At 64.2% G+C, this 16966-nt stretch carries 15 protein-coding genes; 10 read left to right on the forward strand and 5 right to left on the reverse strand.

The annotated features are described in order from the left end of the window. Nucleotides 1-90: 90 nt before the first annotated feature. The 4 genes from ACIPY8_RS14740 to ACIPY8_RS14755 all read left to right on the forward strand — a co-directional run bounded on the left by ACIPY8_RS14740 (nucleotide 91) and on the right by ACIPY8_RS14755 (nucleotide 2848). On the forward strand, nucleotides 91-1137 hold the full coding sequence (locus ACIPY8_RS14740; RefSeq protein WP_400819603.1) for a LacI family DNA-binding transcriptional regulator: 1047 nt from the start codon (nucleotides 91-93) through the stop codon (nucleotides 1135-1137). 95 nt (nucleotides 1138-1232) lie between these two features. Further along, the gene (locus ACIPY8_RS14745) at nucleotides 1233-1820 is read left to right on the forward strand and encodes a flavin reductase family protein (protein ID WP_400819605.1); all 588 of its coding nucleotides are present in this window, start codon (nucleotides 1233-1235) and stop codon (nucleotides 1818-1820) included. 56 nt (nucleotides 1821-1876) lie between these two features. Next, nucleotides 1877-2272, forward strand: a complete 396-nt coding sequence (locus tag ACIPY8_RS14750; protein WP_400819608.1) for a nuclear transport factor 2 family protein — start codon at nucleotides 1877-1879, stop codon at nucleotides 2270-2272. Nucleotides 2273-2368: 96 nt separating this feature from the next. Then, nucleotides 2369-2848, forward strand: a complete 480-nt coding sequence (locus ACIPY8_RS14755; protein WP_400819611.1) for a VOC family protein — start codon at nucleotides 2369-2371, stop codon at nucleotides 2846-2848. Nucleotides 2849-3600: 752 nt separating this feature from the next. Here the strand turns inward: ACIPY8_RS14755 and ACIPY8_RS14760 are convergent. The 3 genes from ACIPY8_RS14760 to ACIPY8_RS14770 form a co-directional block, all read right to left on the reverse strand. Continuing rightward, nucleotides 3601-4083 (reverse strand): hypothetical protein, encoded by a 483-nt coding sequence (locus ACIPY8_RS14760; RefSeq protein ID WP_400819612.1) that lies wholly within the window; start codon nucleotides 4081-4083, stop codon nucleotides 3601-3603. A gap of 329 nt (nucleotides 4084-4412) precedes the next feature. Continuing rightward, nucleotides 4413-5636 (reverse strand): hypothetical protein, encoded by a 1224-nt coding sequence (locus ACIPY8_RS14765; protein WP_400819615.1) that lies wholly within the window; start codon nucleotides 5634-5636, stop codon nucleotides 4413-4415. Between the two features lie 133 nt (nucleotides 5637-5769). Further along, nucleotides 5770-6927: an NAD-dependent formate dehydrogenase gene (locus tag ACIPY8_RS14770; RefSeq protein ID WP_400819617.1), complete on the reverse strand. Its 1158-nt coding sequence runs from the start codon at nucleotides 6925-6927 to the stop codon at nucleotides 5770-5772. Between the two features lie 379 nt (nucleotides 6928-7306). On the opposite strand from ACIPY8_RS14770, the gene ACIPY8_RS14775 reads away from it, so the two are divergent. Continuing rightward, entirely contained in the window at nucleotides 7307-8347 is a 1041-nt protein-coding gene (locus ACIPY8_RS14775; RefSeq protein ID WP_400819619.1) for an AraC family transcriptional regulator, read from the forward strand. Nucleotides 8348-8548: 201 nt separating this feature from the next. Here the strand turns inward: ACIPY8_RS14775 and ACIPY8_RS14780 are convergent, their stop codons facing one another. Then, complete coding sequence (locus tag ACIPY8_RS14780; protein ID WP_400819621.1) at nucleotides 8549-9199, reverse strand: NAD(P)-dependent oxidoreductase; 651 nt, start codon at nucleotides 9197-9199, stop codon at nucleotides 8549-8551. A gap of 142 nt (nucleotides 9200-9341) precedes the next feature. Next, a complete protein-coding gene (locus ACIPY8_RS14785; protein WP_400819624.1) occupies nucleotides 9342-9812 on the reverse strand; it encodes a MarR family winged helix-turn-helix transcriptional regulator in 471 nt (156 codons plus the stop codon). A gap of 106 nt (nucleotides 9813-9918) precedes the next feature. On the opposite strand from ACIPY8_RS14785, the gene ACIPY8_RS14790 reads away from it, so the two are divergent. The 5 genes from ACIPY8_RS14790 to ACIPY8_RS14810 all read left to right on the forward strand — a co-directional run bounded on the left by ACIPY8_RS14790 (nucleotide 9919) and on the right by ACIPY8_RS14810 (nucleotide 16543). Further along, nucleotides 9919-10542, forward strand: a complete 624-nt coding sequence (locus ACIPY8_RS14790) for an NADPH-dependent F420 reductase (RefSeq protein WP_400819627.1) — start codon at nucleotides 9919-9921, stop codon at nucleotides 10540-10542. A 28-nt stretch (nucleotides 10543-10570) separates the two neighbouring features. Further along, nucleotides 10571-10942 (forward strand): DoxX family protein, encoded by a 372-nt coding sequence (locus tag ACIPY8_RS14795; RefSeq protein ID WP_400819630.1) that lies wholly within the window; start codon nucleotides 10571-10573, stop codon nucleotides 10940-10942. Between the two features lie 927 nt (nucleotides 10943-11869). Beyond that, nucleotides 11870-13162 (forward strand): MFS transporter, encoded by a 1293-nt coding sequence (locus tag ACIPY8_RS14800; protein ID WP_400819631.1) that lies wholly within the window; start codon nucleotides 11870-11872, stop codon nucleotides 13160-13162. Nucleotides 13163-13345: 183 nt separating this feature from the next. After that, nucleotides 13346-13813 carry a MarR family winged helix-turn-helix transcriptional regulator gene (locus ACIPY8_RS14805; protein ID WP_400819634.1) on the forward strand — a complete coding sequence of 156 codons (468 nt, stop codon included), beginning with the start codon at nucleotides 13346-13348 and terminating at the stop codon, nucleotides 13811-13813. Nucleotides 13814-13906: 93 nt separating this feature from the next. Continuing rightward, complete coding sequence (locus tag ACIPY8_RS14810) at nucleotides 13907-16543, forward strand: family 78 glycoside hydrolase catalytic domain (RefSeq protein WP_400819636.1); 2637 nt, start codon at nucleotides 13907-13909, stop codon at nucleotides 16541-16543. Nucleotides 16544-16966: the final 423 nt, after the last annotated feature.

Genomic DNA, 16966 nt, shown 5'->3' on the forward strand with positions numbered 1-16966 from the left:
TCAAGTTCGTTTGACGGATAAGGTCATGGCCTGATGTGGCCACTTCATGGCCGACGACGTAGTGATCGAGCCTCCGCAGCATCGGATTGCGTGCTGCGCTGGTACGGTCAGGGCATGCGCAGGCCGGCCACCATCGAGGATGTCGCGGAGCGAGCCGGCGTGCATGCCGGAACCGTGTCGCGCGCTCTGAACGAGCGCACGGCAAGTATGGTGAGCGATCCGACACGCGAGCGGATTCGCAGCATCGCCCAGGAGCTGGGCTACGTCCCGAACATTCTCGCTCGGGGTCTGATCACCGATGCGTCGTCCTCGATCGGTGTGCTGGTCCCAGACCTCACCAATCCGCTCTTCCCGCCTATCGTGCGTGGCATCGAGTCCGTGCTCGGTCCCCGCGGGTATACAACCCTCATCGCGAACACCGACGGCAACGACGTCAAGGAACGAGCAGCGTTCGACTCACTGTTGGCACGCCGCGCTGATGGGTTCGTCGTTGCCACGGGCCACGCCGACCATGACCTCCTCGCCGAGGCGCAGCGGCGCGGCATCCGAGTCGTGACGGTGAATCGCGGCGCACCTGACGTGGCGTTCCCCCTCGTGACAGCCGACAACGAAACTGGCATGAGGGCGGTTCTCGAGCATCTCGTCGAGCTGGGGCATACCCGCATCACGCACCTTGCCGGACCCGCCGGGCTGATGACCAGCGCAGCCCGGGCGACGGCGTTTCGACGTCTCGCCCCGCCAGGGGCCCACGTCGTCGAACTCAACGCCCTGTCGATCGCGGAAGGCGAGGAGGCGACCCTCGAGATTCTCTCCGAATCGCCACGTCCGACGGCGATCGTCGCCGCCAACGATCTTGTGGCGATCGGCGCGATGCGCGCGACGCGCAGACTGGGGCTCACTTGCCCCGCAGACGTGTCGATTACCGGTTTCAACGACATACCTCTCGCGGAGGACCTCGGCCCCCCGCTCACGACCGTGCGCGTCCCTCATTTCGAAATGGGGGCGTTCGCCGCGCGCCTGCTTCTCGACTGGCTCGACGGGGAAAGGTCAGCCCTCAGGAACGCGGCAACGCCCACGACGATCATGTTGCCCGTGGCGTTTATGGTGCGCGGTTCGACGGGCGCTGCTCGTCGCTGACTTCGATTCGAAGAACGGCCACGGGACCGCGTAAACCGGATATCAGCCGCCTCCCGGTCCACGTACGTTCATGTGACACGACGTAGGAGGCGCACATGACGACGAAGTCAGAACTGAGCAGGACCGAGCAGCCGTTGGTCTCTGACCAATCAGTCTCAGCCGATTCACTCTCCCCAGACGAACTGCGCGCGGCATTCCGCAACCATGCCGCTGGTGTCGCCCTCGTGACGGCGGATCCCGGCGACGGCCCGGTAGCGATGACGGCCACCTCGGTGTTCTCGGTCAGCGCCACCCCACCCCTATTCGTCTTCTCGGCCTCGCAACTCTCTTCCGCGACCTCGGCGATCGAACGGGCAGAGTCCGTCGTCGTCCATCTCCTCGGCGCCAACCAGCTCCATCTCGCCAAGCTTGGTGCAACACCGGGTATCGACCGATTCGCCGATACCTCGCTGTGGGATCGACTCCCCACGGGCGAGCCGTACTTCCCCGCCGCGCCGTCCTGGATTCGGGGAACCATCACCAACCTCTACGCGGCGGGCGGTTCGTCTCTTGTCGTCGTGCACGCGACCCATTCACAGCACCCACCCGTCGACAGCACGGACGCGAGTGCGGAGGCCGTTCATCCGCTCGTGTACCACAACCGCACCTGGCACCGTCTCGGGGAGCATTCCGCGCTGGCCTGACCTCGTGTCCCGGACCCGCCTCGCCCCCTCCGCTCCGATCCCGATTGGAACTTGCAATGCCCGAACTCAGACGTGAAGACGTCGAACTGCTCCTCAGCACATATGCGTGGAGTCTGGACACGACAGTTCCTGAAGCCGTGGCCGCAACCTTCGCGAGCGACGCCGTCCTTCAGACGCCCACCGGCACGTATCACGGAACTGCCGAGATCGCAGCGTTCGCCGAGGGCAGTAGCCTCGCAGATCGCGGGTGGCAGCACTGGACCGGGAACATCCAGTTCCAGCAGCTATCGGAGGACAGCGGGAGCGTGCGCAGTTATGTTGCGGTTCTGGACACGCACGCGGAACCTCCTCAGATCGTTGCCGCTGGCGTGTACCTCGATGAGCTCGGGTACATCGATGGCAGATGGGCGTTCCGCTCTCGACGATGGGCGGCCATGCCCCCGGCCCAGTGAGGCGACGATCGTCTCGCGGAACCCGCATCGCACCCGGCGCCCGAGCCCCACAACCGACATCTCGTCACTGTTTCACAACTAGGAAGGGCACATCCGATGACCACACGCGCACAGCACCTCACGATCCGCGTCTCCGATTCCGAGCGCTCCGTCGCGTTCTACGAAGCGTTGGGAGCCCGCAAGGCTCTGCGACGGTACGTCACCGACAAGGACTTCACGAAGCGCCTCTTCGGGCTGGAGGAGACCGAGTACACCATGCAGTATCTGGAACTACCGGACGGCTTCGGTCTCGAACTGATCCAGTTCCTCCCTTCTCCCAACCAGACGTTTAGCCGTCCGCAGCAGGAGAGCGGCTTCATGCACTTCGCCGTGTATGTCGACGACTTCGCCGCGACGATCGCGCGACTCGAGTCCGCCGGCTTTGAGCCGCCGGCGCACGTCGGTGCGTTCGGCAGCCTCACCGCGAGCTTCACATACCTCTCCGACCCTGATGGGCACGCCATCGAATTGAACGATGCGCCCTGGTCCGACATTGTCGTGGCCACCCAGGAACTACACCCGGAAGCAGCTCTCTGAGTCGCAACAAGAGTGCGGCCGCGCGCGGTCGAAGTACGGGGCGGTGAGACACAACCGGTGGCTCACCGCCCCTAGGACATCTGCCGGGTGCCGCCTGATTCACGTTTCTGGTCGTGCGCAGCTCCACCCCCCAGCGATGGGCCAGACAGTCAATCACCCCAACATGCACCTGATCGGCGGGCAGCCGGTCGGCGATGTCGAGCGGACTGGCTTGTCGGCGAGGATGATCTGCTGAACGCTCTCGGCAGCACGGCGAGGAACCCGATGAGTACGCCGAGTATGGTCGCGCCAGACCTCGATGCTGGTGACCAGGGAATGCCCTTGCCCGCGACCTGGAATCCGACGGTGCGCGCCTCGGCGATGAATGGGGTGCCGGCGGTTACCTGCAGCCTCTCGGGATACTGGAACGTTATCGGGGTGGGCCGCTTGCGAAAGGCCCCCTGAGGGTCAGCGCACAGTCGTATGTGACATAGACCTGGCCGCCTTCAGTGGCACGCGCTGCCTGCTCGGGCCGGTGTTGATCCGCGTGCCGAGGGACAGTGTGGAAGCCAGCAGCGCCATGTGTGTGCGCCATCACCTCCTCAAGGTCGGCGGCCCCGATGGCGATGAGGCGGACGCGTGTGATGAGCAACGACGGGCGGGTGTTCTCCAGTCGTACGGCGTCGCGAGAGGATCGATCCCGCGATACTGCGGCGCCGAAGCTCTCGGTGTAGACCACGTCCTCCGCCGGACAGCGGCTTCCTTCGACTCGGTCATCCGTCTTCTACATCCGCGGCGCGAGCCGGATAGACCGACTCCGCGCGATCGCGCGCGGTATACATGTCCCGGTAGGTTTCGGCGAGGACCGAGGGGTGACCCACGGGCACCTCACCGAACGATGACGGTGCAGCCTTCGTGCTCTCGTACGCGGTGCTGCCCTCGATCATCGCGCCGATGCCCAGCATGCCGACGAACACGCCATTCGGGCCGAATTCGCTGTGCATGCCCCGCAACCAATGTCGCGTGCCTGCCCCGACGCTGTTGAACCCGGAGATGCCCGGCGCGACGCCCGGATTGATCGTCGAGGCACCGAACGCGTCGAGAAGAGATCCGTCGCCGCGATCGAGCATGGGCGGCACCACGGCGTGCGCGATCGCGACCGGGGTATTGAAGTAAAGGTCCTCAGCTCGACGGTGGAACTCAACCGTGAGCTCGCTCGTCGGCACGAGCGCGGGGATCTTGCCGGCGCACGTCAAGTCGCCAGCGAAGCCCTCGGACGCCAACGCGTCAAGCGGGCCGCTACGGCGTGCCCCAACGCGACATCGAAACTCTCGGCGCCGAAGCACCGGTCGAGTGCCGTCTCGGTGCCGCGCGACTCCGCATCGTCGGCGCCGCACAAAGGACCCACGAAAATCTCCAGGTTGTGAGCGGATGTCGCGGGGCAGCTCCACTCTGACCAGAGATTCTCGTCACGTCACGACAACCGGATCAAACAACGTCCCAGGGCACTACAACTTGCGCCGCGGAGCCCCGCTAGCCCTTTGCGCGACTTGTACGGACCGGCGCGTTGCTCGCCCCCCGCCGTTCACAGGACGTTGGCGTACTGCTGCATGTCCAGGCCCGTCACACTCAACGCGTAGGCTTCCCGGTTCAGGGGCCCGTTGTTGAGGCCGTGCCGGCTGGCGGTGCCGAAGTCGCGCCAGATCCGCTGTAGGGGGTTGCTGAGCGCGAAACTGCGGGTGCCGTTGATGTCCATGAGGTTCTCAACGGCGTTGCGGAAGTGCGACGTGGACAGCGCCTGATCGCTCTTGAGGCGAGCGCGCTGGGTGTTGTCCAGTACGCGCCCCTCTTCCGCTGCGAGGTCCAGGTCGCTGGCACCGCGGAAAAGAAGAAGCCGCCCGGTGTCGATGGAACTGCGGGCCTCAGCCAATGCGGACCGCCACCCCCAGGAATCGCGTACGTCGTCGTATCCCCAGTTGGAGATGGCTCGTCCCTTATTCATCGACTCGACGGTGAGATCCCAAATCGCCTCGGCCATACCCAGCAGGGGCGCGGCGAGGCCGAGGCAGGCGATGGAGCTGACCGAGGATCGGTAGCTGGTCTCATCGTCGTGCCAGGCCGGGAATCGTCGCCCCGCGAAGGCGTCTGCCGTCAGCGTCCAGCTCTCGGGAACGAAGAGGTCGTTGCCAACGAGCGTGTTGCTTCCGGTTCCCGCCATGCCGGTCACATACCAAGTGTCCTCGATCTCCATGTCTTCGATAGGCATCAGGGCCCAACGAATCTCCTGCGGAATGCCGTCCTCGTCGACAACGAGAAACCCGCTGATAGTCCACTGCGCGTGGAAGCTGCCAGAGGCGAACGGCCAGCGCCCACTGATACGGTATCCGCCATCGACTTGGACCCCCTTCCCGCCGGCACCGAATTGGCTGATCGAGACGGCGTGGGGGTCAGGCCCGTACACCGCGTCTCGGGCATCGTCGGGCAGCAACCCCATCGTCCACGCGGTCATGTTGGCGATCATCGCCACCCACCCTGCCGAGCTCTCGCCTCGCGAAAGTTCGGAGACGACTTCGATCAGGCTTCTGGCAGCACCCCCTCCCCCACCAACGCGTCCCGGCGCGCACGCGTGCAGCAGCCCCGCATCAAGCATTGCCCTTGCCGACGTCTCCACAAGACGGCGATCCTTCTCCGTCTGCTCCGCGCCCGCTCGGAGCAGCGGAATCAGGTCGCGCGCTCTCTCGCCGTAGTTGCTGCTGCGCTGTGCTTGCTCGGCGAGCCGCTTCTCGACGGTGGAGTCGGTGATGGTCATGGTCTTCTCCTCATTGAGCTTGGCGGTCAGTTGTCGGTCTGGGTCTGCAACCCGAGTGTCAGTGTCACTTCCCGGCAGCCAGGCGATCTATCCGGTGTGCGAGGGGCACTGTCCGTGTAGCGAATCGGTGAGGCTAGCGGGTCTTGTAGGAGTGGGCGCCCGTTCCCGCGTAGTCGCCGCCGTCAACGATCAGGTACTCCGAACGAATGGGCTTTCCTGCGAGGAACGCCTCCAGAATCTCTCGGGTTCCCGCGGCGTAGCGCGCCTGGGCGGAGAGAGACGTGCCGGAGGTATGCGGAGTCATACCATGGTGGGGCATCGTGCGCCACGGGTGATCAGCTGGTGCGGGCTGGGGGAACCATACGTCACCCGCATATCCAGCCAGACGACCAGATTCCAGTGCACGGACGATCGCGTCGCGATCCGCGATCGCTCCCCGGGCAGGGTTAACGATATAGGAGCCGCGGCGGAACTTCGCCAGAAGCGCATCGTCGATAAGGCCTTCCGTCTCCTCTGTCAGAGGGGCGTGGACGGTGAGGACATCGACATGAGGGACCAGGTCGACGATCGACTCATGCCAGATCAGGCCGAGTCGTGCTTCGACGTCCTCGGGCAGCCGGTACCGGTCTGTGTAGTGCAACTTCACCGCAAAAGGAGCGAGCCTCTCCAACACTGCCCGTCCGATTCGCCCGGCGGCGAACACCCCGACGTCGAGACCCTCGAGGTCGTACGACCGCTGCACAGCGTCGGCGATGTTCCATCCTCCGTCTCGCACGATCTGGTGCTGCGGGAGATAATCGCGGACCAGAGCCAGCACCTGCATAACGGTGTGTTCGGCGACGCTGATCGAGTTCGAGTAGGTCACTTCCGCGACCGTGATCCGCCTGTCGATCGCCGTCCTTAGATCGACGTGGTCTGATCCGATTCCCGCTGTGATGGCAAGCTTCAACCGCGTCGCGCGTTCGATCCGCTCAGGGGTGAGGTACGCAGGCCAGAACGGCTGCGAGATCACGACGTCCGCGTCAGGCAAATGCTTGTCAAGCTCCGAATCAGGTCCTTCCTTATCGCTCGTAACCACAACCTCATGCCCCAGGCCCCGAAGCCAGTCGACGAGGCCCAGTCCACCGGAGACGGAGCCCAACAGTTCACCGGGAATGAAATCGATCGCAGCGGGTGTCGGGGCGGTCTGACCGTTGGGGTACGAAGGAATTGTGGGCACGACGTCCCGTGCGTAGCGCGGGGGGTACCCCGATTCCGGGTCCGGGTACAGGACGATGACGATCTTGGTCATGCGCTACTCCTTGAAGATTCTGAACATCTACTTGTCGACCCCGCTGGGGCGGCGAGGAGACATCTGGCAGCAATAAACGAGCTATCTTGGGCTGTCGTGTCGCGGTCGGAAAGCGACCGTCGATGGAACGTCGTGCAACGCGAACCTGCCCAGTGGCCTTCGCGGCCCACGGCTTTCGCATCGACGCGCACCACTGATCGGCCGCGACTGCTCAAACGCTAAGCGGCAGCCCGTGAGCTCCATATCCCCCTTCTGCGACGGTTCATCCCGTATGCGCAGCAATCTCCCCCATCGACAGCGGCTCAATGAGCTCCTCCAGTTGGCGTGCAGGCTCGACAGTGCTACCGTTCTGCAAACGTTCGCATTGCAAGGAGGCGATGTGAGTACCGCAACTGCCATCCCCATTGATGAGGCACAAGCGCTCTCCGGCTATCGGCTGTATCAGGGACCTCAGCTAGAGAGCGCGCAGCGCTCCCTAGCTAAGCTCTACTCCCCCCAGACCGAGCGCGCCGGTGAGATCGTTCCCGTGGGGCACCACCCGCGCCACCGAGGGATATCCTCCGTGTCCGGGGTCCGCATGACTCACTTGACGCTCGCGAACATCCGACTCGGTGAGCAGTCTCAACTCCGGATCGCGGCACAGAATGCCTACCACCTCGCCGTCCCCCTCAGCGGCGAGATCGGCTGCTACTTCGGATCACGCAAGGTCCAGATGACCCCTGGTATGGTGGCCGTCACTGCTCCTCAGGACCCCGTCCTGATCCCCTCATGGGGCACCGATGCGGCGGTACTCTGTCTGCAGATTCATCCTGGGGTGCTCGAAAGCGAACTGTCGCGGCTTCTCGGGCGCCCCGTCGGCATGCCGATGATTGCTTCCGACATCGATCTGGAGAGCCCTGCGGGACGCAGTTGGGTTGCGACACTGGGGCTTCTGCTTCGCGAACTGTCCACCGCGGACAGTCTGCTTGCTACACAGCGCGGCTACGGTGAGGACCTTCAACGTCTACTCATCGCCGCATTCCTCCGTGCCACCGAGCATCAGTACTCATCCGAACTGGCAAACGAAGTAGCCCCACCGCGGTGGCGGAGCGTGAAACGCGCCATCGAAGCGATCGATCGGGCACCCGAAAGGGCCTGGACACTTGCCGAGCTCGCGCTAATCGCAGAAGTCGGCAGCCGACGTCTGCAACAGGGGTTCAGCGCACAAGTCGGGATGTCGCCGATGGCCTACCTCCACGCCGTTCGCTTCGACCGCGTGCGCAACGATCTGCTAACAGGTGTCGACGCGATCGGTGACACGGCGATGAAGTGGGGATTCACGCACCTCGGACGCTTCTCCGTCGGTTACCGGCGACGCTTCGGTGAGTCCCCGCGAGAAACGCAACAGCACATTCGAGCGCACCCACAGCGCACAACGTGATGCCGACGGAACGCAAGGCAGCTGCGCCGAAAGTATCGCCTGGTTCGGGCAGCGAAGAACCGACCCGCGGGCGGAGGCTGCCAATGTTGGTCGTCTGCCGCGCCGTGTACCGACCTCCGAAGGGAAGGTGCCTCTGCAGCGGGGTGAGCCGGAAGCAGAGGCACCACGGTCGAGGGTTCAGCGGCACTCCTGTGACGGTGGCTAGTGGATGGCGGTGAAGCGGCCTCGGTGGTGGACGGGAGTTTCGATTTCGTCGAGGATCGCGAGGGCAAGGTCAGAGGCAGAGATCGTGGAGTTGCCCTCAGTATCACGGAGCAGGATATCCCCGCCAAGGACGTAGTTACCCTTGGACGGGGTGTTGAGCCAGGCACCGAAGTCGGCCGGCGGGCTGACATAGAACCAGTCGAGCGTGTCGGGACTGTTCTGGAGTAGCTCAAAGACGTTGAGTCCGGTCTGGATCTCTGGCTTCTGCTCGGCAGGGATGTCCGCGTGTGAGACGTCCCACAGTCGTGGCCCACCTGCCGAGGTGAGCAGCGAGGATGCACCACCGATGTAACCGAGGCGGGTCGGAGTGCCGGCGAGGCGTTGAATGAGCGTCTGAACGACGGTCTCCTGCTGGTCGCCTAAGCCGCCCCGTGGGGAGAGCGCGACGACCACAACGTCCCGCTCAGAGATGGCATGTTCCAGCACGTCGTCGTCCAGAACTGATCCCGCGATGTAATCCACGCCGGCCACGGGCGCGGTCGGCGCGCTACGGCTGACCGCAGTGACCTCGTGGCCGCGCTTGCGTGCTTCGGCGGCGACGCCTGCTCCTGCGTAGCCGCTGCCCCCCAGAACGGTAATTCGAGCCATGTGTGATACCCCTTCCCTATGACAATTGATTGATGCGACAATCAACATACATCCCATACGCCCCGCATCGGCGACGCTCGTCATACTCGATAAGAACGCGACGAGGACGCTGTTGGTCAGCAGGACGCATAGCTTCCGACCTTCAGACCCCCGCGAACTCTGCCTCGCAGTCGGCATCGTCGACGAGTTGCGCGAGGATTGTCTCGGTGATGTCGGCGAGCGACTCGAGCTGCTCAGGCGTGAGTACATCGATGACCAGGCGCCGGACGTTCGCAATGTGATTAGGCGTAGCGAGGACTAGCTCGCGGCGCCCCTGCGCAGACAAGCGGATATCAGTTGCCCGCTTGTCCTGTGGAGACGGGAAACGTTCGACTAAGCCACGCTTCTCCAGCCTCGAGCACACATGGGACAACCGCGTCAGCGAGGAGTCGGTCGCAGTCGCCAGGGCGCTCATTCGTACCGTCGACCCCGGAGCGAACCGCAGCACCGAGAGCGCGACGAACTCGAAGTGAGTCAGTTTGGCGTCCCGCTGGAGTTGCGCCTCCAGCGCCGCCGGCAACAGCTGCAGCACACCGGTGAGGCCCACCCAGGCACGGGATTCACCCTCGTCCATCCGGGGCACTCGACGTCTCATAAGATGCATCTTATTTGGTTGACGCATCAAGCTGTAAGCGGCGTGTTCTTATTAAACTTGACGCATCAACTATTGGAGGTATGTGATGACTGCAGTCACGATCATCGGCGCTGGGGACATCGCTGCAGCGGTGGCGGATCTGGCGACGAAGGCGGCAGTGAAGGTGCAGGTGCTGGCCCGCGACGTGGAGAAGGCGAGAACGCTGACGGCGCCGCTGGGCGCAAAGGCGGGCCGAGTAGGCGACGCAATCACGGGCGAGATCGTGGTGCTGGCTGTGCCGTACCCGGCAGTGGCCGAAGTCCTGGCCCGGTACGCGGATCAGCTCACCGAGAGAATCCTGATCGATGTGACCAACCCGATTGACTTCGCGACCTTCGACAACCTGGTCGTCCCCGGGGAGTCGTCTGCCGCGCAAATCATCCAAGATACCGCTCTACAGGCTCGCGTCGTCAAGGCGTTCAACGCGAACCTCGGCGCAACCATCGCCACCGGCCAGGTCGGGTCCCTCACGACGACGGTGTTGGTCGCTGGAGACGATGCTGACGCGAAGCGAGCGGTGATCGACCTCGCAACCGCGGGCGGACTGGAGGCAGTAGACGCCGGCTCGCTCAAGCGCGCCCGTGAACTGGAGGCTCTCGCGTTCCTGCAGATCACCCTCGCCGCCGCCAAGAAGACCCCGTGGACCGGTGGCTTCGCGTTGGTCCGTTGAACCGCCTGCCTGAGACGAAGGAGACATCATGCTGATCGCCTACTGGATCATCGCGGGACTGCTCGCCGTATTCCACCTGTACGTAGGTGGACAGAAGCTCGCCAGGTCGCCGCAGAAGCTGGCCGATTCAGGCATGGCCTGGGCAGGTGACTTCCCGTCTTGGTCGGTCAAGGCCGTCGGCTTCGTTGAGGTACTGGGCGCGATCGGGCTCATCCTGCCACCCCTGCTTCAGATCGCACCGATGCTGGCACCGTGGGCAGCCATGGGCCTCGCGCTCGTGCAGGTCGGCGCGGCCCTCACGCACCTCATGCGCAAGGAGCGCAAGGCAGTGCCGGTAAACATTGTGCTGCTGCTGGTCGCGGCAGCGGCAGCCTGGCTCGGATTCTTCGTGTGGAGCTGACCACCGCCTCCCCGACCGCAGGCTGGCAACCAACCGCGACGTCCACTGCGGGGCTCGCGGCGGGCTCAACGCGCATGGACACCTCCTATTCCACTGCGCGGTGGCGTTCAATGCCAGCGACCAGTAAGGGGCGACCGCGACCCTGGGGCGCGGAAGGATGCCGATACTGGTGCTACGCCACCAGCGCAACCTTCAGGCCTTCGATCGCCGAAGCGCCAGGCTCATCACACCGCGATCATGTTCGAGGATCAGCACCAACTCGCTTCCTCGAGACTGTCAATCGCGCAACACACCGCAGTACCTTCGCCAACACATCAGACCACCTCGTCAGCGAGGCGTTCTTACTTCATCGACCCCGAAGGCAACGGACTCGAGCCGTACTACGATCAGTCGCGTGACCGATGGGCGGTGTCGCAGGAGGGCCTCGTGACGATGGCCGCGAACCCGGTCGAACCGAACGCCTTCATGCAGCAGTGGTACTGCCCGCCCCTGTCAGATTACGGCATCACTGCGGCGATCAGAGATATCCATCTCCAGGTCAGCGACATCCCGACCGCTCTGTTCGTCTCCGCCGACGGCTACCACCCCCACATCGGGATGAACGCCTGGTACCGCGCAGGAGTCGGCCCCGTACGGCGACGCTCGGTTTTGGAGATGTCCGCATTCGCGTGTCTACCCCGAGGACGTTCGCGCGATCGCCGATCGGCTACATTTCCCCAAGGTTGAGGCCGCAGACGACGGGCCACGCTACGGTTCCGCGACCCGTGGGCTACCACCCTGGCGGTCTCTGCCACGACTGCGGTCTGAACCCGCGCGAAGACCCAACGCCCCGTGCCGACTCGTGACACACGTATTGTCTCGAAGACAATATTCATTTAATGTGTTGTCGACCATCGTGGCTTGGTCCACAGACTTCAAAGGAGAAGCATGTCCAACGTTCCGGCACCTTCGCCTCGCCTTCCCCGTCCTTGGTGGGTTGGCGTCGTGTCTGGCATGGCGTCATATATCGACGCGGCAGCGATCGTGAGCTTTGGCATCACGATCATCATCTTCCAGGCCGTACTCGGACTCGACGAGCTCCAGGTCGGTATCGCATCGGGGGCATTGACGATGGGCGTCGCGATTGGTGCGATTGCTGGAGGAAGGTTGGGCGACCGTTGGGGGCGCCGGCCTGTCTTCACCATCACTATGGTCATGATCATCGTCGCTCTCTTGGCATTGATGTTCGCCCCTTCTTTCCCTGTGCTACTCGGGGGTGCGATCCTTCTGGGTCTAGGAACAGGTGCTGACTTGCCCGTATCGCTGTCCACAATCTCGGAAGCGGCGACGGACAAGAACAGGGGCAGGCTTCTCGGGTTCTCGAACCTCTTATGGCTTGCCGGAGCCGTTGTTGCGTCGCTCCTCGGCTCTGCTGTGGCGAGCCAAGGGATGACCGGAGTGCAGATTATCTTCGGTTCCCTCGCTGCGGTGACTGCTCTCGTGCTCGTCGGGCGACTCACGATCCCCGAGTCTGAAGCATGGAGGGCAGCGCGAGTGGAACGTTCTCGGGGCGTACCTACTGTCCGGGCAGACCGTGCTCACGTGCGCGACCTGCTACGCGCCCCATATGCGGCGCCGTTCGTCGCGTTGATCGTCTTCTACACGCTCACTAATTTGGTGGCCAACACGACTGGCCAGTACGGCAACTACGTCCTGGTCAATTTCGGTGGTGTATCGCTGGAGACGGCAGCGCTCATCGGCCTTCCGGTTCTGCCGATCTCGATCATCGCCTCGCTGTGGTTCATGAAGATCGCGGACAAACCGGTCCGGTTCCGGTACTTCACGATCGGCGCCGTCCTGCAGGTGCTCAGCCCGCTCACGCTCGCACTATTCGGAGTCAGTGCCGCGACCTATCTTGTCAGCATTCTCTTCACAGCCGTCGGCACCGCTTTCGCCTTCGAGGGGATCATGAAGGTGTGGACGCAGAGATCGTTCCCGACACTCCTGCGAACGACCGCGCAAGGTGCGATCATTTCGGTGGCCCGCTTCGTCGCCGCGCTGGTCGCGGGGATCACCCCGGTGGTCCTCGCGGCTGGGCCGAGCATTCTCTACGGAGTGCTCGCCGCGCTGTCGCTTGTGGGGTGCGCCTGGGCGTGGATCGTGTTCCGCACCCGTGATAGGCATGACGAGTTCGCCGCCGAGGAGCGAGTGGAGGGAGCTGGCACGCCCGTCACTCGATAGAACCAGTCAACGCGCGTGTTCCCGATGCTTTGTTGTGGCTCGTGGCGGCACGCACCACGTTGTCTAGAGTGCTAGGGAGCCGAGGCGAAAGGGGTCCGTGTGCCTAGACCGAGAAATCTGACTGCGCCGGATGCGCTGTCGCCCCAGGAACTGGCGCCGCTCATCGGGGGCGATGGGCCGAGCATGCTCACCGCGTGGTTCGCGATCGGTACGTGGGGAACATCCACGCGGTTCCGAGAACAACTGATGGCCGACGCTCAGTTTCCCCTTGAGGGAGATGTGCCCGCCTTCCTCGTGATCAATCAGTTGATCTACCGCGGCGTCGCCCGCCCCACAGACCTCGCGGACGCGATTGATACGGGGAAGTCGAACATCAGCAAGCTCGTTGCCCGCCTGGAATCGGCCGGCTTGGTGACGCGCGTCGCGGACCCTTCAGACAATCGCGCCGTCGTTGTCGCGCTCACCCGGAACGGTCGGGACGTCGCCCGCCGGATCCTCGACGCCACCCACGACTTGAACAGTCCATCAGCCGGGGGGTGGACCAAGAATGATGAAAAAGAGCTGGGGCGACTTCTGGTGAAGCTCGCCACGGCCATGGACGCCTCCGAACAACACCCCCTCTCCTCCGCCGCCGGCGTGACTTTTTACTGAATCGTGAGATTCGCTAAATATTGGCGTGACGACAATATCAAGCTAAAGTGTCAGCACACCCAAACGTGTCCCGACCGCTTCGAAGGAGAAGTCATGCCTGCCGAATACCCTGCGCCCACCGACCTGCGTACCGAGGGACGTCAAGCCCCTCTGGGGCTCGAGGTGTCACAACCGGAGTTTTCCTGGCACACCCCAGAGTTGGCGCAGGAATGGTACGAAGTCGAGGTGACAGACCGCGCAGGGCGGGTCGTGTGGCAGCCGGGCCGACAGCACTCGCCCCGCCCGTTCGGGGTCCAATACGAGGGCGAATCCCTGTTGCCGAAGGCGGAATACGCGTGGCGGGTGCGCATCGGCGATAGCCAGGGATCGACCGAGTGGTCAATGCCCGCAGCGTTCGAGACGGGCATCATGACTGATGAATGGGCGGCGAGCTGGATCACCGATGACGCCCCCACTGACTCGCTGCGCACGTTATACTTTCAGGGCGTGGACACGCTGCCCGCCCCGGTCGTGCGAGCTCGCGCCTATGCAAGCGCCCTCGGCTGGTATCGACTGTTCATCAACGGCACCGACGTGACAGGTCACGCACTGGTGCCGCGGTGGACCCCATTGGACCAGTACGTGGAGTATCAAGTCTACGATGTCACCGACGCGCTGCGGGAAGGACGCAACGTCATCGATACCGTGGTCGCGGACGGCCGCTACCGGGGGCGCAACGGGTTCCAGTCCCACGGCAGACTGTTCGGCGACCGGCTCGCGGTGATCGTGCAGATCGAAGCGGAGCTCGCCGACGGCTCCCACATCGTGATCTCCTCCGACACCTCGTGGCAGGTCGGTGCCGGGCGTATCTCGACGGCCGACCCCAAGCACGGCGAACGTGTCGACCTGCGCGTGGACTTCACCGCCGGATCCACAACGCCGATCGACGCTCGCCCCGCCGTGATCCTGCCCCCACATGAGCGGAGCCTGATCGGCGAAGAGGTCGAGCGTCTCGAGGCGATCTCGGAGTTGCCAGGCATCATCACGACGACCCCGGCGGGCGTCACACTCGTCGACTTCCAGCAGAACTTCACCGGCGTCGCTCGAGTCCGCCTCGCCGGAACCCCGGGCACCACCATACGCCTGTCCTACAGCGAGGTGCTCACGCCCGACGGCGAGCTCGACGTACACTACCTCGACTTCCGAGGACGCTCGAAGGAGTGGTTCCAGCGCGATGAGGTGATCCTCGGCACCGAGGTCACCGACTACCTGCCGTGGTTCACCTATCACGGCTTCCGCTACCTCACCATCGAATCGCTCGCCGATGATCCGAGTTTCACTGTCGAGGCCGTCACAGGAGTGGTCATGTCCACCCCCCTGCGCCAGACGGGCACCTTCGAGTCGTCCCACGCGGGCCTGAATCAGCTCTGGTCGAACGTCGAATGGTCGTTGCGGTCGAATTTCCTCGACACCCCCACCGACTGCCCCACGCGCGAGCGCTCGGGGTGGACCGGCGACATCCAGATCTTCGGCCCGACCGCCTCAATCATGGTCGACGCCGACCAGTACCTACGCCGCTACCTGCGCAACCTTGCCGCGGAGCAGCTGGATGATGGCGGGATCCCCACCATCATCCCCCGTGAGTCGTCTGTTTTCAGCGGAGGGAAGGACACCCAGTACGCGATGCGGTTCGCGACGGGGTGGGGCGATACCGCGACGATTCTCCCCAACACATTGCACACCTACTTCGACGATGTTGCCGTACTGCGTCGGCAGTACGGGTCAATGCGCACGTGGGTCGACGCTCTCACCCATATCGCCGCCACCACCTCCGGCAAGGTGCGCCGATTCGGCCGCCGCGCGGGCGATCTCGAGCGCTACGTGATCGACACCCAGGTGCATTACGGCGAGTGGCTACGCCCGGGAGAGAGCATCATCACCCAGATGGCGGGCAACATCGTCCGCCCGCCGGCCGAGGTCGCGACCGCGTACTTCGCGCATTCAGCCCGGATACTCGCACGCACGGCCGAGCTGATCGGGGAGCACGAGGACGCACGCCGATACGCAAAGCTCGCAGACCACGTGCGGCAGGCGTACCGCGCCGCGTTCGTTCGTTCCGGCGGTTCGCGGATCGGGATCGACAAGCAGGACGACTACGTGCGTGCCCTGGCCCTCGACCTGCTCGAGCCCGAGGAGAGGAAACTCGCCGGCGACCGACTGCTGGAGCTGTTAGAGAAGAGGCAGTGGCGCCTCGGCACGGGGTTCCTCAGCACGCCGCTGCTGCTGCCCGTGCTTGTGGAGATCGGGCGGCCGGATGCCGCGTACAACGTGCTGCTGCAGACGGCGCCGCCCTCCTGGCTACACCAGTTGGGGCGGGGCGCTACCACGGTCTGGGAGACGTGGGAGGGATACGACCGCAAGGGCAATGCGAAGATGTCCCACAACCACTACGCGTTCGGCTCCGTCGCACAGTGGCTGTTCGAAGGCATCGTAGGCGTCCGCCCTCTTGAACCGGGCTACCGACGATTCGCCGTCTCCCCCACGCCCGGCGGCGGGCTCACCCACGCGAGAGGCTCGCTCATTACCCGTTACGGGGCCATCAGCGCCCACTGGCAGCAGAACGGCGACGCTATCGACCTGGACATCACGGTGCCGTTCGGCACGACCGCTGAGGTGCGTCTGCTCGACGAGAGACGGGAGCTAGGCCCCGGTCAGCACCGGGTATCGACCTCAGTCGCTCCCGCCAGCTGACACAGGGCTCACCCGCTCCACATCGCAAGGCCCCCACCATGCCAAAGAAGCCGAGCTGTCTACGCATGCCCGCGGCCGTAGACTCTGGAACTTTGGCGTTGTCCGATGGGAGAGGCCTCGCAATCATCCGACCGATTACCTTAGGGAGGATCACCGTCACTGACCGGGTCGAGGGAATCAGCGAGGGCACGGCATCCGTGATCGTCCAGAGGCCGGTCGGCTGAGGGCGCCCTGCCACGTTCACCCCCATGGACTAGCTCTCGTGCGCCGACAGCGAAGTGAAGCCGAAAGCGTGAACGTGGACGACGAGTTGTCGGAGCAGCTTCGAGCTCGCATGCGTCATGACGCTCCGTGGAACGTCATGACGCATGCGAGAAAGGAAAGGATCGGTCGGTTCCTCCGCAGATCGTTTCGCGCCGCGGC

This window comes from Microbacterium sp. NPDC089696, from assembly GCF_044749125.1.
Taxonomy (GTDB): domain Bacteria; phylum Actinomycetota; class Actinomycetes; order Actinomycetales; family Microbacteriaceae; genus Microbacterium.

What these genes read in the sequence shown, in the direction of transcription:
- ACIPY8_RS14745 (WP_400819605.1), top strand. Translation starts at nt 1,233, where the DNA reads ATGACGACGAAGTCAGAACTGAGCAGGACCGAGCAGCCGTTGGTCTCT.
- ACIPY8_RS14750 (WP_400819608.1), top strand. Translation starts at nt 1,877, where the DNA reads ATGCCCGAACTCAGACGTGAAGACGTCGAACTGCTCCTCAGCACATAT.
- ACIPY8_RS14755 (WP_400819611.1), top strand. Translation starts at nt 2,369, where the DNA reads ATGACCACACGCGCACAGCACCTCACGATCCGCGTCTCCGATTCCGAG.
- ACIPY8_RS14765 (WP_400819615.1), bottom strand. Translation starts at nt 5,636, where the DNA reads ATGACCATCACCGACTCCACCGTCGAGAAGCGGCTCGCCGAGCAAGCA.
- ACIPY8_RS14770 (WP_400819617.1), bottom strand. Translation starts at nt 6,927, where the DNA reads ATGACCAAGATCGTCATCGTCCTGTACCCGGACCCGGAATCGGGGTAC.
- ACIPY8_RS14780 (WP_400819621.1), bottom strand. Translation starts at nt 9,199, where the DNA reads ATGGCTCGAATTACCGTTCTGGGGGGCAGCGGCTACGCAGGAGCAGGC.
- ACIPY8_RS14785 (WP_400819624.1), bottom strand. Translation starts at nt 9,812, where the DNA reads ATGGACGAGGGTGAATCCCGTGCCTGGGTGGGCCTCACCGGTGTGCTG.
- ACIPY8_RS14790 (WP_400819627.1), top strand. Translation starts at nt 9,919, where the DNA reads ATGACTGCAGTCACGATCATCGGCGCTGGGGACATCGCTGCAGCGGTG.
- ACIPY8_RS14795 (WP_400819630.1), top strand. Translation starts at nt 10,571, where the DNA reads ATGCTGATCGCCTACTGGATCATCGCGGGACTGCTCGCCGTATTCCAC.
- ACIPY8_RS14800 (WP_400819631.1), top strand. Translation starts at nt 11,870, where the DNA reads ATGTCCAACGTTCCGGCACCTTCGCCTCGCCTTCCCCGTCCTTGGTGG.
- ACIPY8_RS14805 (WP_400819634.1), top strand. Translation starts at nt 13,346, where the DNA reads ATGCTCACCGCGTGGTTCGCGATCGGTACGTGGGGAACATCCACGCGG.
- ACIPY8_RS14810 (WP_400819636.1), top strand. Translation starts at nt 13,907, where the DNA reads ATGCCTGCCGAATACCCTGCGCCCACCGACCTGCGTACCGAGGGACGT.